Genomic DNA, 15,336 nt, shown 5'->3' on the forward strand with positions numbered 1-15,336 from the left:
AACGATGGATTATTTAATTAAAGCAATTGCATATGACGGTAAAGTGCGGGCTTATGCAGCCAGAACGACAGATATGGTAAATGAAGCGCAAAGAAGGCATGACACGTGGCCGACGGCATCAGCCGCAATCGGCCGAACGATGACAGCTTCTCTGATGCTCGGAGCGATGCTTAAGGGTGAAGATAAGCTGACAGTCAAAATAGAAGGCGGCGGCCCGATCGGAGCCATTGTCGCGGATGCGAACGCAAAGGGTGAGGTAAGAGCATACGTATCAAACCCGCACGTTCATTTTGACCTCAATGAACAAGGGAAACTGGATGTCAGACGGGCGGTCGGAACTGACGGAACACTCAGTGTCGTAAAAGATTTGGGCTTGCGTGATTATTTTACGGGACAAGTAGAGATTGTCTCGGGTGAACTCGGTGACGACTTCACGTATTACCTTGTTTCTTCTGAACAAGTCCCTTCATCTGTCGGCGTAGGTGTTCTAGTAAATCCTGATAACACCATTCTCGCTGCGGGCGGGTTCATCATTCAGCTTCTTCCGGGGACTGATGAAGAAACCATTTCAACAATTGAAAAACAATTATCTCAAATCGAACCGATTTCAAAATTGATTCAAAAAGGCCTGACACCGGAAGAAATCTTAGAAGAAGTTCTTGGTCAAAAACCGGACGTTCTCGAAACAATGCCGGTCAAATTTCACTGTTCTTGTTCAAAAGATCGATTCGAAACGGCCATTTTAGGACTAGGCAAAAAAGAAATACAAGATATGATAGAAGAAGACGGAAAAGCCGAAGCGGTTTGCCATTTTTGTAATGAGAAATATTTATTTACAAAAGAAGAACTGGAAGAGCTTCGTGACGAAACAACCCGCTAGCTCTTTAGCGGGTTGTTCTATTTTATAAAAGGGATGGGGTAGATTTTGAAATCGAGAACACTTTTGACGATTATTGTAGCGGCGCTGTTAGTATGCAGTGTGACAGTGGCGTATAAGTTAACAAAATCCCAAGCCGCGGGGTCATCTGAAGAATCCATCGCGACAATCGGTGATAAACATATCACACGGCAAGACTGGATGAAAAAGATGGAAGACGAGTACGGAAAATCAACGCTGGAAGACATGATTAATGCACAAGTAGTGGAAGAGCTTGCGAAAAAGAATAAACTCACAGTTTCAAACAGCGAATTGGAGCGGGAGTTTCTTTTAATCAAAGCGGTGAATAATTCATTTTATGAAGACAGCCATATTACCGAAAAAGAATGGAGAGACCAGATCCGCTACAACATTCTTCTTGAAGAACTGCTGACGAAGGACATCGATATATCGGATAAGGAAATGCAATCATTTTATAATAAAAATAAAGAATTGTACCATTTCGATGATTCCTACAGAATCCGGCACATCGTCGTCAAAAACAAAGATGAGGCGGACAGGGTGCTTGCTGATTTGAAAGGCGGTTCCAGCTTTGAAGCCGTCGCCGCTGAGCGTTCCACTGACAGATACACGTCACAGTATGGCGGAGACCTCGGCTTTGTGACAGAAAACCAGGAAAATATCCCGCAGGCATATATCACAGAAGCTAAAAATCTTAAAGAAGATGAATGGTCGGCTGAACCGATTAAAGTTTCTTCAGGATACGCCGTCATTCAGCTGAAAGAAAAGCTTAAAGCGAGAACTTTCTCATACAATGAAGTGAAGAGCCAAATCAGACGCCAGATCGCGATGGATCAATTAGGTGACAAGGCGACAGTTAAAACGCTGTGGAAAGAGGCGGGGGTCTCTTGGTTCTACGGGGAAAAAAGAACTAAATGATTGACAAAAAATTTTGAAATTGATAACTTATATTTATAATACCAATAAATTTAGTCGGAAATTGAGGTGTCCAACATGGTGCGTATTGCAAATTCTATTACTGAACTAATCGGAAATACTCCTATTGTGAAATTGAATCGCCTGACGGATGAAAACAGCGCAGATGTATATCTGAAGCTTGAATACATGAATCCGGGCAGCAGCGTAAAAGACCGGATCGGAGTGGCGATGATTGAAGCGGCTGAAAAAGAAGGAAAATTAAAAGCCGGCGACACAATCATTGAACCGACAAGCGGAAATACAGGGATCGGTCTTGCGATGGTGGCAGCGGCTAAAGGTCTCAGAGCCATTCTCGTTATGCCTGATACGATGAGTATGGAGCGACGCAACCTGCTGCGCGCATACGGAGCGGAGCTTGTGCTGACTCCCGGCGCAGAAGGAATGAAGGGCGCCATTAAAAAGGCGGAAGAACTTGCCGAGGAACACGGATACTTTGTGCCTCAGCAATTCAACAATGCGGCAAACCCGGAAATTCACCGCCAAACGACGGGGAAAGAAATCGTAGAACAGTTTGGTGACGACCAGCTTGATGCGTTCGTGGCCGGAATCGGTACCGGCGGAACCATCACGGGAGCGGGCGAAGTGCTGAAAGAAGCATATCCATCCATCAAAATCTATGCGGTAGAGCCGGCGGATTCTCCAGTTCTTTCCGGCGGAAAACCGGGCCCGCATAAAATTCAGGGTATCGGAGCGGGATTTGTCCCTGAAACATTGAATACGGACATCTATGATCAGATCATTCCCGTCAAAAACGAGGATGCATTTGAATATGCCCGTAAAACGGCAAAAGAAGAAGGGATTCTCGGCGGCATTTCTTCCGGAGCGGCCATTTACGCGGCACTGGAAATCGCGAAAAAACTGGGGAAAGGCAAGAAAGTGCTTGCGATCATCCCTAGTAACGGAGAACGTTACTTAAGCACACCGCTTTATCAGTTTGAATAGAGACATATACACGGCTCCCGGCTGTATCCGGGAGTTTTTTTGTGCTGAAGCATCGAAAATCCAAAAAACGTTTCGAATTTTATGGTTGGAAGTGAAATTCACTTTTTTCACCAGTGTGATTGCTTTAAAATAAAACTACAGTAAAACGAAGCAGAGGATTGATATGATGGCACAACGCAGACCGGCAGGAAGAAAAATACCTTTTACGAAACAAGCATTTTTACAGCGATATGAAAACCTTTCGAAATCGAGAAAACGGCATGTTCTGCTCGAAAGCGCGAGAGGGGGAAGATTCAGTATAGCCGGTCTAGATCCGATTGCGTCCGTCAGAGGGAAAGACGGAATTACAACGATCAAGCATGAGGGGGAAACACTGTTTAAAGAAGGTGACCCGCTGCGGGCCTTTCATGAATGGTTTGGAACGCTCGGAACGGAAACAAACGTTGAGTTTCCGGACTTTCAGGGCGGTGCGATTGGTTTTATCAGTTACGACTACGCCCGATATATTGAGAATTTTAAGATGCTGTCGTTAGATGATCTGGAAACACCTGATATTTACTTTCTTGTTTTTGATGATGTGGCCGTTTATGACCATGAGGAAGAGGCGTTATGGCTCATTACCCATACTGAAGCGGAAGAAGCGGATCTTGCGGAAGAAAAGCTGTCCGGCTTAGAGGACATGTGGTGTTCCCTCCAAACGGCGGACGAGCCTTTTTCACCGCTGGATCGGAATGGGGACGGATCGTACGCCGCTCCGTTCACTGAAGAAGGATTTTCGCAGGCTGTAGAACAAATTAAACAATATATCGCGAGCGGCGATGTGTTCCAGGTTAATTTGTCCATCAGGCAGTCTCAGTCCTTATCCGTTCATCCGTATGAGGTGTATAAACACTTGAGAAACGTCAATCCGTCTCCTTACATGGCCTATCTCGAGACACCGGGGTTTCAAGTGATATGCGGGTCGCCGGAGCTATTGGTGACAAAGAAGGGGAAGAAGCTTGAAACGAGACCGATCGCGGGTACGCGTTCAAGAGGAAAAGACGATGCTGAAGACAAGGCTTTGGCTGACGAATTAATTCACAATGAAAAAGAACGTGCGGAACACGTCATGCTTGTTGATCTTGAGCGCAATGACCTCGGGCGCGTATCGCGCTACGGCTCCGTGCGCGTTAACGAATTTATGGCGATCGAAAAGTATTCCCACGTCATGCATATCGTGTCAAACGTACAGGGAGAGCTGCAGGACGGATATGACGCGACAGACATTATTCATGCGGTGTTCCCGGGGGGCACCATCACTGGAGCGCCCAAAGTGAGAACGATGGAAATTATAGAAGAGCTTGAGCCGACAAGACGGGGGCTTTATACTGGATCTATAGGCTGGTTCGGATTCAACGGAGATTTGCAGTTTAACATTGTGATCCGGACGATCTATGCAGCCGGCGGACATGCTTTTATGCAGTCCGGAGCAGGAGTGGTCATTGATTCGGTTCCGAAGCATGAATACAAGGAATCGTTCAAAAAAGCTTTTGCGATGAAAAAGGCGTTAGAGCTGAGCGAAGAAGAGACAAAAAATCAGACGAGGTGAGCAGAGATGATTTTAATGATTGACAATTATGATTCATTTACGTACAACTTGGTTCAATATTTGGGTGAGCTCGGGGAGGAACTGATCGTCAGACGGAATGACGAGATTACGATTGAGCAGATTGAAGAGCTGGGTCCGGACTTCTTAATGATTTCACCCGGGCCGTGCAGTCCTGATGAAGCGGGGATCAGCCTCGAAGCCATCAAACATTTTGCCGGCAGTATTCCTATTTTCGGCGTATGTCTCGGGCATCAGTCGATTGCGCAAGTATTCGGCGGCGATGTCGTCAGAGCAGAGCGGCTCATGCACGGCAAAACGTCAGAAGTTATGCATGACGGACAGACGATTTTTAAAGGCCTGCAAAATCCGCTGGTCGCCACCCGGTACCATTCACTTATTGTCAAAGCGGACACGCTGCCGGATTGTTTTACGGTATCCGCTCAAACCAAAGAAGGAGAAATTATGGCAATCCGCCATAATGAGCTGCCTGTTGAAGGTGTTCAGTTCCATCCGGAATCCATCATGACCTCCTTCGGCAAAGAGATGCTCAGAAACTTTATAGAGACACACCGCAAAAAGGAAGTGACGGTGTGATTATATATTTGAATGGTCAATATATAGAGGAGAAAGAAGCGGCGCTTTCTCCTTTTGACCATGGTTATCTGTACGGGATCGGCGCGTTCGAGACGTTCAGGCTTTACAGCGGCCGGCCGTTTCTGCCGGATGCGCATGTCGCCAGGCTCAACAGGGCGCTTCGGGATCTGCAGATTGCATATGAGGTGAACAAACAGGAGCTGCTTGATATGCTTCTGAGACTGTTGCTCCTCAATGACATCAAGGACGGCAGCGCGCGTGTCCGGCTTAACATCTCGGCAGGCGTCAGCGATAAGGGATTTGCCGCGCAGACTTATGAAAAGCCGACCGTCCTTTGTTTCGTCAACCGGCTCAATCCGGAAACTCTGCCTGTTCAAAAAGAAGGCAGGCTTCTCTCTGTCCGGAGAAACACGCCTGAAGGATCTTTTCGGTTAAAATCCCATCACTATTTAAACAACATGTATGCTAAACGGGAGATCGGGAATGATCCCAATCTTGAAGGCATTTTCCTGACCGGTGAAGGAGATGTCGCGGAAGGCATTGTCTCCAACGTGTTTTGGCGAAAAGGAGACAAGGTCTTTACGCCATCTTTGGATACGGGAATTCTCGACGGCGTAACGAGACAGTTTGTCATTGATGAATTGAAACGGCAGGGGACAGAAGTCACCGAAGGCCGATTCCGTTTTCAATCAATGCTTGAAGCGGATGAAGCGTGGTTGACAAACTCCGTGCTTGAAATCATCCCGTTTTCTAAAATAGAGGAAGTTCCGCTGCCAGGAATGAGCGGAAAAACGGTGCAATTGCTCCGTAAGCAGTATCAGCAAGAAATAAACAAAATGAATGTACAGGAGGAGGAACAAAATGGCGCAGCAAACAATTGAACAGCCTAAACTGATTCATACAAAAAAAGGCGCTCTGTCCTATAAAGAGAAGACGCTCGTTATGGGGATATTAAATGTAACGCCAGACTCCTTCTCTGACGGCGGCAAATACGACAGTACGGAAAGGGCGCTTCTGCGTGCGGTGAAGATGGCTGAAGAAGGGGCGCATATCATAGATATCGGCGGTGAATCGACAAGACCCGGCGCATCACTCGTGTCGGCTGATGAGGAAATGTCACGAGTCATCCCCGTCATAGAACGGATTACAAGCGAGCTGGACATTCCGCTTTCAATTGATACGTACAAAGCGTCCGTGGCAGACGAAGCGGTCAAAGCGGGAGCCTCTATCCTTAATGACATCTGGGGGGCGAAAGGTGATCCTGACATGGCGTCAGTAGCCGCCGCACACGGGGTTCCGATTATCTTAATGCATAATCGCATGGAAAGAAACTACAACGATCTTATTCCTGATATGCTTGCAGACCTGATGGAAAGCGTGAAAATTGCCGCAGAAGCCGGCGTCACAGATGAAAACATGATTCTGGATCCGGGGATCGGCTTTGCGAAAAACTATGAGGACAATCTGGCTGTCATGAACAAGCTGGAGGTGTTCAGCGGGTTAGGTTATCCGCTGCTCCTGGCGACATCGAGAAAAAGGTTCATCGGCCGTGTACTTGACCTTCCCCCTGAAGAACGTGCCGAGGGAACGGGAGCGACAGTATGCCTTGGCGTCCAGAAAGGCTGCAACATTGTGAGGGTGCACGATGTCAAAGAGATCGCAAGAATGACTAAGATGATGGATGCTATGTTGAACAAAGGAGGCGCACATTATGGATAAAGTATATGTGGAAGGTATGGAGTTTTACGGATATCACGGCGTGTTCGAAGAAGAAAACAAACTTGGCCAGCGCTTCAAAGTAGACCTGACTGCCGAACTGGATTTGAGCAAAGCGGGGCAAACGGATGACCTTTCTTATACCATTAACTATGCGGAATTGTACAGTGTCTGCCGCGGCATCGTTGAGGGCGAGCCTGTTAATTTGGTCGAGACCCTTGCGGAACGGATCGCAGACACCGTCCTTGAGAAATTTGAGCCGGTGCAGCAATGTACGGTAAAGGTTGTTAAGCCTGATCCGCCGATTCCCGGCCATTATAAATCAGTAGCTATAGAAATGACGAGAAAGAAATCATGAACAATACGGCATATATCGGCCTCGGTTCCAATATGGGCGACCGTGAACATTATTTGCGTCAGGCAGTGGCCATGCTCAGCCGGCATCATGGCGTGACGGTGTCAAAGGTGTCCTCCATATATGAAACAGATCCCGTCGGCTATGAGGATCAAGATCAGTTTCTCAATATGGCGGTTGAAGTGAAAACGTCGTTATCTCCTTTTGAACTTCTTGATGTAACGCAGAGCATTGAAGCTGAATTAGGCAGAACGAGAGAGATTCGCTGGGGACCGCGGACGGCAGACCTTGACATTTTGCTGTATAATCGTGAAAATATTGAAACAGAGCGGCTGATTGTTCCGCATCCGAGAATGTATGAGCGCTTATTTGTCCTTGCGCCGTTAAAAGAAATATGTCCGCAGGCGGATCATATCACGATAAGCGCTGAAACAAACCAAGAAGGTGTAAGAGTATGGAAGCAGAAATCTGGGGTAGGCGAATTCGTGCATTCAGAAAGCTGAAAGGTTATACTCAAGAAGGATTTGCAAAAGCATTAGGTATATCAGTTTCTATTGTCGGTGAAATTGAACGCGGAAACCGATTGCCGTCAGATGCCATCATTCAAGATGCGGCAGATGTTTTAAATATAAGTGCGGACGAATTGGCCCCGCCTGAAAAATAGACAAATGAAAGGAGGGGAAAAATGTTTAAAATCGGTGATATTCAATTGAAAAACCGGGTTGTGCTTGCCCCTATGGCCGGTGTCTGCAACTCAGCGTTCAGATTGACTGTAAAGGAATTCGGAGCCGGGTTGGTATGCGCTGAAATGGTCAGTGACAAAGCGATTCTTTACAACAACGCCAGAACAATGGGGATGCTTTACATTGATGAACGTGAAAAACCGCTCAGCCTTCAGATTTTTGGAGGGAAAAAGGAAACTCTTGTGGAAGCGGCGAAGTTTGTAGATCAAAACACGACTGCTGATATTATTGATATAAACATGGGATGTCCCGTACCCAAGATTACAAAATGTGATGCGGGCGCCAAATGGCTTCTCGATCCTGATAAGATTTATGAAATGGTATCCGCAGTAGTAGATGCTGTTGATAAGCCGGTTACAGTGAAGATGAGAATGGGTTGGGATGAAGAGCACATCTATGCGGTGAAAAATGCCCAAGCCGTTGAACGTGCCGGCGGAAAAGCCGTTGCCCTGCACGGCCGCACAAGAGTGCAAATGTATGAAGGCACTGCGAACTGGGATATCATTAAAGAAGTGAAGCAATCCGTCTCCATTCCCGTCATCGGAAACGGTGATGTCAAAACGCCTCAGGACGCGAAACGTATGCTTGAGGAAACAGGAGTTGACGGCGTCATGATCGGCCGGGCCGCACTCGGCAACCCGTGGATGATTTACCGTACGGTGCACTACCTTGAAACCGGTGAGTTAAAAGACGAACCGAAAGTCCGTGAAAAAATGTCGGTATGCAAACTGCACTTAGACCGCCTGATTAAGTTAAAAGGCGAAAATGTGGCAGTCAGAGAAATGAGAAAACACGCTGCCTGGTACCTGAAAGGTGTCAGAGGCAATGCGAATGTACGCAACGAAATCAACCAATGTGAGACGCGTGAAGAAGTTGTGCAGCTTTTAGATGCATTTACCGCCGAAGCAGAGGCAAAAGAGCTTCGAGATGCAAAAGTAGGTTAATATACACCCTCTATTGCTGCTCACTGCCAGCTTACCGCTGGCAGTTTTTCTGCTTTTTCGTGAAATCAAAATGTAACGGAGTGATACCAATGAGTCAAGAAGAGCAAAATCATGAGGAATTGAACGACCAGCTGCAAGTCAGACGAGATAAAATGAACCAGCTGAGAGAAAACGGCATTGACCCTTTCGGCGAACGTTTCGAGAGAACGCATCAATCTCAACAGATCATTGACGCCTACCAGGAGCTTTCTAAAGAAGAACTGGAAGAAAAAGCGATCGAAGTGACCATTGCAGGCCGTATGATGACAAAGCGCGGAAAAGGGAAAGCCGGCTTTGCGCATCTGCAGGACTTAGAAGGTCAAATTCAAATTTACGTAAGAAAAGACAGTGTCGGCGAAGAACAATATGAAATCTTTAAATCTTCAGACCTCGGAGACGTTATCGGCATCACGGGGAAAGTTTTCAAAACAAACGTAGGCGAGCTTTCTGTCAAAGCGACATCTTTTGAACTGCTGACAAAAGCACTGCGTCCTCTTCCTGATAAATATCATGGGTTAAAAGATGTTGAACAGCGTTACCGCCAGCGCTATCTCGATCTCATCGTAAACCCTGACAGCAAACAAACGTTTATCACACGCAGCAAAATCATCCAAGCGATGAGAAGATACTTAGATGACCATGGATACTTAGAAGTTGAAACACCTACGATGCACAGCATACCGGGAGGAGCGTCTGCACGCCCGTTCATCACGCACCATAACGCGCTCGATATGCCTCTTTATATGCGTATTGCGATTGAACTGCACCTGAAACGCCTGATTGTCGGCGGATTGGAAAAAGTCTACGAAATCGGCCGTGTGTTCCGTAACGAAGGTGTTTCTACACGCCATAACCCTGAATTCACGATGATCGAGCTGTATGAAGCGTACGCCGATTATAAAGATATTATGAGCCTTACGGAAAACCTCGTTGCACATATTGCGCAGGAAGTGCTTGGAAGCACCACAATCCAGTACGGCGAAGAGCAGATTGATCTGAAACCTGAATGGAAACGACTCCACATGGTAGATGCGGTCAAAGAAGCGACAGGCGTAGATTTCTGGAATGAGATGACTGTTGAAGAAGCGCGCGGTCATGCAAAAGAGCATGGTATCGAGATCACAAACTCAATGACGGTGGGTCATATCATCAATGAATTCTTCGAACAAAAAATTGAAGAAACACTCATTCAGCCTACATTTATTTACGGCCACCCTGTAGAGATTTCTCCTCTTGCTAAGAAAAATCCGGAGGACCCTCGCTTTACAGACCGTTTTGAGCTGTTTATCGTCGGCCGTGAGCACGCTAATGCGTTTACGGAGCTGAATGACCCTATTGACCAGAGGGAACGCTTTGAAGCGCAATTAAAAGAAAGAGAAGAAGGTAACGATGAAGCGCATATGATGGATGAAGACTTCGTTGAAGCTCTTGAATACGGCATGCCGCCGACCGGGGGATTGGGTATCGGTATCGACCGCCTTGTCATGCTGTTAACAAATGCTCCGTCTATCAGAGACGTTTTATTATTCCCTCAAATGAGACAACGCTAATAAAAGGGAAGGCGCCGTTTCTGCTTATCGCAGTACGGCGCTTTTTTAGAAACAAGCCGCTCGTAAAACTTTTTTGATTTTCTTTTAAAAAACTATTGCACTATTATTTGTGAGGTGGTATATTATTATTCGTTGCCGCTAAACAAGGCGCTGACGAAAAAAAGAAATTTAAAAAGTTGTTGACTTCAAGAGATTGATAAGATATAATAATAAAGTCGCTTGAACGAAAGACAAAATGATCTTTGAAAACTAAACAAGACAAAACGTACCTGTTAATTCAAAGTTTTAAATAAATCGCACAGCGATGTGCGTAGTCAGTCAAACTACTTTATCGGAGAGTTTGATCCTGGCTCAGGACGAACGCTGGCGGCGTGCCTAATACATGCAAGTCGAGCGGACAGATGGGAGCTTGCTCCCTGATGTTAGCGGCGGACGGGTGAGTAACACGTGGGTAACCTGCCTGTAAGACTGGGATAACTCCGGGAAACCGGGGCTAATACCGGATGGTTGTTTGAACCGCATGGTTCAGACATAAAAGGTGGCTTCGGCTACCACTTACAGATGGACCCGCGGCGCATTAGCTAGTTGGTGAGGTAACGGCTCACCAAGGCAACGATGCGTAGCCGACCTGAGAGGGTGATCGGCCACACTGGGACTGAGACACGGCCCAGACTCCTACGGGAGGCAGCAGTAGGGAATCTTCCGCAATGGACGAAAGTCTGACGGAGCAACGCCGCGTGAGTGATGAAGGTTTTCGGATCGTAAAGCTCTGTTGTTAGGGAAGAACAAGTGCCGTTCAAATAGGGCGGCACCTTGACGGTACCTAACCAGAAAGCCACGGCTAACTACGTGCCAGCAGCCGCGGTAATACGTAGGTGGCAAGCGTTGTCCGGAATTATTGGGCGTAAAGGGCTCGCAGGCGGTTTCTTAAGTCTGATGTGAAAGCCCCCGGCTCAACCGGGGAGGGTCATTGGAAACTGGGGAACTTGAGTGCAGAAGAGGAGAGTGGAATTCCACGTGTAGCGGTGAAATGCGTAGAGATGTGGAGGAACACCAGTGGCGAAGGCGACTCTCTGGTCTGTAACTGACGCTGAGGAGCGAAAGCGTGGGGAGCGAACAGGATTAGATACCCTGGTAGTCCACGCCGTAAACGATGAGTGCTAAGTGTTAGGGGGTTTCCGCCCCTTAGTCTTGCGACTAACGCATTAAGCACTCCGCCTGGGGAGTACGGTCGCAAGACTGAAACTCAAAGGAATTGACGGGGGCCCGCACAAGCGGTGGAGCATGTGGTTTAATTCGAAGCAACGCGAAGAACCTTACCAGGTCTTGACATCCTCTGACAATCCTAGAGATAGGACGTCCCCTTCGGGGGCAGAGTGACAGGTGGTGCATGGTTGTCGTCAGCTCGTGTCGTGAGATGTTGGGTTAAGTCCCGCAACGAGCGCAACCCTTGATCTTAGTTGCCAGCATTCAGTTGGGCACTCTAAGGTGACTGCCGGTGACAAACCGGAGGAAGGTGGGGATGACGTCAAATCATCATGCCCCTTATGACCTGGGCTACACACGTGCTACAATGGACAGAACAAAGGGCGCGAAACCGCGAGGTTAAGCCAATCCCACAAATCTGTTCTCAGTTCGGATCGCAGTCTGCAACTCGACTGCGTGAAGCTGGAATCGCTAGTAATCGCGGATCAGCATGCCGCGGTGAATACGTTCCCGGGCCTTGTACACACCGCCCGTCACACCACGAGAGTTTGTAACACCCGAAGTCGGTGAGGTAACCTTTTAGGAGCCAGCCGCCGAAGGTGGGACAGATGATTGGGGTGAAGTCGTAACAAGGTAGCCGTATCGGAAGGTGCGGCTGGATCACCTCCTTTCTAAGGATTTTAACGGAATATAAGACCTTGGGTCTTATAAACAGAACGTTCCCTGTCTTGTTTAGTTTTGAAGGATCATTTGATTCTTCGAGATGTTGTTCTTTGAAAACTAGATAACAGAAGTAATTCACATTCAATTAGTAATGCAAGATATCACGTAGTGATTCTTTTTAACGGTTAAGTTAGAAAGGGCGCACGGTGGATGCCTTGGCACTAGGAGCCGATGAAGGACGGGACGAACACCGATATGCTTCGGGGAGCTGTAAGCAAGCTTTGATCCGGAGATTTCCGAATGGGGAAACCCACCACTCGTAATGGAGTGGTATCCATATCTGAATACATAGGATATGAGAAGGCAGACCCGGGGAACTGAAACATCTAAGTACCCGGAGGAAGAGAAAGCAAATGCGATTCCCTGAGTAGCGGCGAGCGAAACGGGACCAGCCCAAACCAAGAGGCTTGCCTCTTGGGGTTGTAGGACACTCTGTACGGAGTTACAAAGGAACGAGGTAGATGAAGAGGTCTGGAAAGGCCCGCCATAGGAGGTAACAGCCCTGTAGTCAAAACTTCGTTCTCTCCTGAGTGGATCCTGAGTACGGCGGAACACGTGAAATTCCGTCGGAATCCGGGAGGACCATCTCCCAAGGCTAAATACTCCCTAGTGACCGATAGTGAACCAGTACCGTGAGGGAAAGGTGAAAAGCACCCCGGAAGGGGAGTGAAAGAGATCCTGAAACCGTGTGCCTACAAGTAGTCAGAGCCCGTTAACGGGTGATGGCGTGCCTTTTGTAGAATGAACCGGCGAGTTACGATCCCGTGCAAGGTTAAGCAGAAGATGCGGAGCCGCGCGAAAGCGAGTCTGAATAGGGCGAATTGAGTACGTGGTCGTAGACCCGAAACCAGGTGATCTACCCATGTCCAGGGTGAAGTTCAGGTAACACTGAATGGAGGCCCGAACCCACGCACGTTGAAAAGTGCGGGGATGAGGTGTGGGTAGGGGTGAAATGCCAATCGAACCTGGAGATAGCTGGTTCTCTCCGAAATAGCTTTAGGGCTAGCCTCAAGGTAAGAGTCTCGGAGGTAGAGCACTGATTGGACTAGGGGCCCCTACCGGGTTACCGAATTCAGTCAAACTCCGAATGCCGATGACTTATCCTTGGGAGTCAGACTGCGAGTGATAAGATCCGTAGTCGAAAGGGAAACAGCCCAGACCGCCAGCTAAGGTCCCAAAGTATACGTTAAGTGGAAAAGGATGTGGAGTTGCTTAGACAACCAGGATGTTGGCTTAGAAGCAGCCACCATTTAAAGAGTGCGTAATAGCTCACTGGTCGAGTGACTCTGCGCCGAAAATGTACCGGGGCTAAACGTATCACCGAAGCTGCGGACTGTTCTTCGAACAGTGGTAGGAGAGCGTTCTAAGGGCTGTGAAGCAAGACCGGAAGGACTTGTGGAGCGCTTAGAAGTGAGAATGCCGGTATGAGTAGCGAAAGAGGGGTGAGAATCCCCTCCACCGAATGCCTAAGGTTTCCTGAGGAAGGCTCGTCCGCTCAGGGTTAGTCGGGACCTAAGCCGAGGCCGAAAGGCGTAGGCGATGGATAACAGGTTGATATTCCTGTACCACCTCCTCACCATTTGAGCAATGGGGGGACGCAGGAGGATAGGGTAAGCGCGGTATTGGATATCCGCGTCCAAGCAGTTAGGCTGGGAAATAGGCAAATCCGTTTCCCGTGAAGGCTGAGCTGTGATGGCGAGCGAATTATAGTAGCGAAGTTCCTGATTCCACACTGCCAAGAAAAGCCTCTAGCGAGGTGAGAGGTGCCCGTACCGCAAACCGACACAGGTAGGCGAGGAGAGAATCCTAAGGTGATCGAGAGAACTCTCGTTAAGGAACTCGGCAAAATGACCCCGTAACTTCGGGAGAAGGGGTGCTCTGTTAGGGTGCAAGCCCGAGAGAGCCGCAGTGAATAGGCCCAGGCGACTGTTTAGCAAAAACACAGGTCTCTGCGAAGCCGTAAGGCGAAGTATAGGGGCTGACGCCTGCCCGGTGCTGGAAGGTTAAGAGGAGCGCTTAGCGTAAGCGAAGGTGCGAATTGAAGCCCCAGTAAACGGCGGCCGTAACTATAACGGTCCTAAGGTAGCGAAATTCCTTGTCGGGTAAGTTCCGACCCGCACGAAAGGCGCAACGATCTGGGCACTGTCTCAACGAGAGACTCGGTGAAATTATAGTACCTGTGAAGATGCAGGTTACCCGCGACAGGACGGAAAGACCCCGTGGAGCTTTACTGCAGCCTGATATTGAATGTTGGTACAGCTTGTACAGGATAGGTAGGAGCCTTGGAAACCGGAGCGCCAGCTTCGGTGGAGGCATCGGTGGGATACTACCCTGGCTGTATTGACCTTCTAACCCGCCGCCCTTATCGGGCGGGGAGACAGTGTCAGGTGGGCAGTTTGACTGGGGCGGTCGCCTCCTAAAAGGTAACGGAGGCGCCCAAAGGTTCCCTCAGAATGGTTGGAAATCATTCGCAGAGTGTAAAGGCACAAGGGAGCTTGACTGCGAGACCTACAAGTCGAGCAGGGACGAAAGTCGGGCTTAGTGATCCGGTGGTTCCGCATGGAAGGGCCATCGCTCAACGGATAAAAGCTACCCCGGGGATAACAGGCTTATCTCCCCCAAGAGTCCACATCGACGGGGAGGTTTGGCACCTCGATGTCGGCTCATCGCATCCTGGGGCTGTAGTCGGTCCCAAGGGTTGGGCTGTTCGCCCATTAAAGCGGTACGCGAGCTGGGTTCAGAACGTCGTGAGACAGTTCGGTCCCTATCCGTCGCGGGCGCAGGAAATTTGAGAGGAGCTGTCCTTAGTACGAGAGGACCGGGATGGACGCACCGCTGGTGTACCAGTTGTTCTGCCAAGGGCATCGCTGGGTAGCTATGTGCGGACGGGATAAGTGCTGAAAGCATCTAAGCATGAAGCCCCCCTCAAGATGAGATTTCCCATTCCGCAAGGAAGTAAGATCCCTGAAAGATGATCAGGTTGATAGGTCTGAGGTGGAAGTGTGGCGACACATGGAGCTGACAGATACTAATCGATCGAGGACTTAACCAATTTGAATG

The 15,336-nt window shown here is 48.6% G+C and carries 12 protein-coding genes and 2 rRNA genes; all 14 read left to right on the plus strand.

Annotated features, from left to right (window positions below; genetic code table 11):
• The first annotated feature begins 4 nt into the window (after positions 1 to 4).
• The 14 genes from hslO (at position 5) to J6600_RS00495 (ending at position 15,328) form a co-directional block, all read left to right on the plus strand.
• Complete coding sequence (gene hslO / locus J6600_RS00430) at positions 5 to 880, plus strand: Hsp33 family molecular chaperone HslO (protein WP_004264606.1); 876 nt, start codon at positions 5 to 7, stop codon at positions 878 to 880.
• Between the two features lie 45 nt (positions 881 to 925).
• A complete protein-coding gene (locus J6600_RS00435) occupies positions 926 to 1,816 on the plus strand; it encodes a peptidyl-prolyl cis-trans isomerase (RefSeq protein WP_045206448.1) in 891 nt (296 codons plus the stop codon).
• Positions 1,817 to 1,891: 75 nt separating this feature from the next.
• A complete protein-coding gene (gene cysK / locus J6600_RS00440; RefSeq protein ID WP_007615206.1) occupies positions 1,892 to 2,818 on the plus strand; it encodes a cysteine synthase A in 927 nt (308 codons plus the stop codon).
• A 166-nt stretch (positions 2,819 to 2,984) separates the two neighbouring features.
• Entirely contained in the window at positions 2,985 to 4,406 is a 1,422-nt protein-coding gene (gene pabB, locus J6600_RS00445) for an aminodeoxychorismate synthase, component I (protein ID WP_025650395.1), read from the plus strand.
• A gap of 6 nt (positions 4,407 to 4,412) precedes the next feature.
• Positions 4,413 to 5,000 carry an aminodeoxychorismate/anthranilate synthase component II gene (gene pabA, locus J6600_RS00450; RefSeq protein ID WP_007409944.1) on the plus strand — a complete coding sequence of 196 codons (588 nt, stop codon included), beginning with the start codon at positions 4,413 to 4,415 and terminating at the stop codon, positions 4,998 to 5,000.
• Positions 4,997 to 5,881: an aminodeoxychorismate lyase gene (pabC, locus tag J6600_RS00455; RefSeq protein ID WP_115941249.1), complete on the plus strand. Its 885-nt coding sequence runs from the start codon at positions 4,997 to 4,999 to the stop codon at positions 5,879 to 5,881. The genes pabA and pabC overlap by 4 nt, the downstream gene beginning before the upstream one ends.
• Positions 5,862 to 6,719, plus strand: a complete 858-nt coding sequence (folP, locus tag J6600_RS00460; RefSeq protein ID WP_209387817.1) for a dihydropteroate synthase — start codon at positions 5,862 to 5,864, stop codon at positions 6,717 to 6,719. Before pabC ends, folP begins: the two co-directional genes overlap by 20 nt.
• Positions 6,712 to 7,074 (plus strand): dihydroneopterin aldolase, encoded by a 363-nt coding sequence (gene folB, locus J6600_RS00465; protein ID WP_014416738.1) that lies wholly within the window; start codon positions 6,712 to 6,714, stop codon positions 7,072 to 7,074. The genes folP and folB overlap by 8 nt, the downstream gene beginning before the upstream one ends.
• A complete protein-coding gene (folK, locus tag J6600_RS00470; RefSeq protein ID WP_007409947.1) occupies positions 7,071 to 7,574 on the plus strand; it encodes a 2-amino-4-hydroxy-6-hydroxymethyldihydropteridine diphosphokinase in 504 nt (167 codons plus the stop codon). The genes folB and folK overlap by 4 nt, the downstream gene beginning before the upstream one ends.
• Positions 7,526 to 7,735: a helix-turn-helix domain-containing protein gene (locus tag J6600_RS00475; protein WP_003150668.1), complete on the plus strand. Its 210-nt coding sequence runs from the start codon at positions 7,526 to 7,528 to the stop codon at positions 7,733 to 7,735. The genes folK and J6600_RS00475 overlap by 49 nt, the downstream gene beginning before the upstream one ends.
• A gap of 21 nt (positions 7,736 to 7,756) precedes the next feature.
• Complete coding sequence (gene dusB / locus J6600_RS00480; protein ID WP_209387818.1) at positions 7,757 to 8,758, plus strand: tRNA dihydrouridine synthase DusB; 1,002 nt, start codon at positions 7,757 to 7,759, stop codon at positions 8,756 to 8,758.
• Positions 8,759 to 8,847: 89 nt separating this feature from the next.
• A complete protein-coding gene (lysS, locus tag J6600_RS00485; protein ID WP_014416740.1) occupies positions 8,848 to 10,347 on the plus strand; it encodes a lysine--tRNA ligase in 1,500 nt (499 codons plus the stop codon).
• A gap of 328 nt (positions 10,348 to 10,675) precedes the next feature.
• Positions 10,676 to 12,224 (plus strand): 16S ribosomal RNA (locus tag J6600_RS00490).
• Positions 12,225 to 12,399: 175 nt separating this feature from the next.
• A 23S ribosomal RNA gene (locus J6600_RS00495) occupies positions 12,400 to 15,328 on the plus strand.
• Together the 16S and 23S rRNA genes form the textbook arrangement of a ribosomal RNA operon.
• The last annotated feature ends 8 nt before the right edge of the window (positions 15,329 to 15,336 follow it).

It is taken from the genome of Bacillus sp. LJBV19 (genome assembly GCF_017797845.1).
In the GTDB taxonomy this organism is placed as follows: Bacteria; Bacillota; Bacilli; order Bacillales; family Bacillaceae; genus Bacillus; species Bacillus velezensis.

What these genes read in the sequence shown, in the direction of transcription:
- cysK (WP_007615206.1), top strand. Translation starts at nt 1,892, where the DNA reads ATGGTGCGTATTGCAAATTCTATTACTGAACTAATCGGAAATACTCCT.
- folB (WP_014416738.1), top strand. Translation starts at nt 6,712, where the DNA reads ATGGATAAAGTATATGTGGAAGGTATGGAGTTTTACGGATATCACGGC.
- folP (WP_209387817.1), top strand. Translation starts at nt 5,862, where the DNA reads ATGGCGCAGCAAACAATTGAACAGCCTAAACTGATTCATACAAAAAAA.
- hslO (WP_004264606.1), top strand. Translation starts at nt 5, where the DNA reads ATGGATTATTTAATTAAAGCAATTGCATATGACGGTAAAGTGCGGGCT.
- pabB (WP_025650395.1), top strand. Translation starts at nt 2,985, where the DNA reads ATGGCACAACGCAGACCGGCAGGAAGAAAAATACCTTTTACGAAACAA.
- J6600_RS00475 (WP_003150668.1), top strand. Translation starts at nt 7,526, where the DNA reads ATGGAAGCAGAAATCTGGGGTAGGCGAATTCGTGCATTCAGAAAGCTG.
- lysS (WP_014416740.1), top strand. Translation starts at nt 8,848, where the DNA reads ATGAGTCAAGAAGAGCAAAATCATGAGGAATTGAACGACCAGCTGCAA.
- pabA (WP_007409944.1), top strand. Translation starts at nt 4,413, where the DNA reads ATGATTTTAATGATTGACAATTATGATTCATTTACGTACAACTTGGTT.
- dusB (WP_209387818.1), top strand. Translation starts at nt 7,757, where the DNA reads ATGTTTAAAATCGGTGATATTCAATTGAAAAACCGGGTTGTGCTTGCC.
- folK (WP_007409947.1), top strand. Translation starts at nt 7,071, where the DNA reads ATGAACAATACGGCATATATCGGCCTCGGTTCCAATATGGGCGACCGT.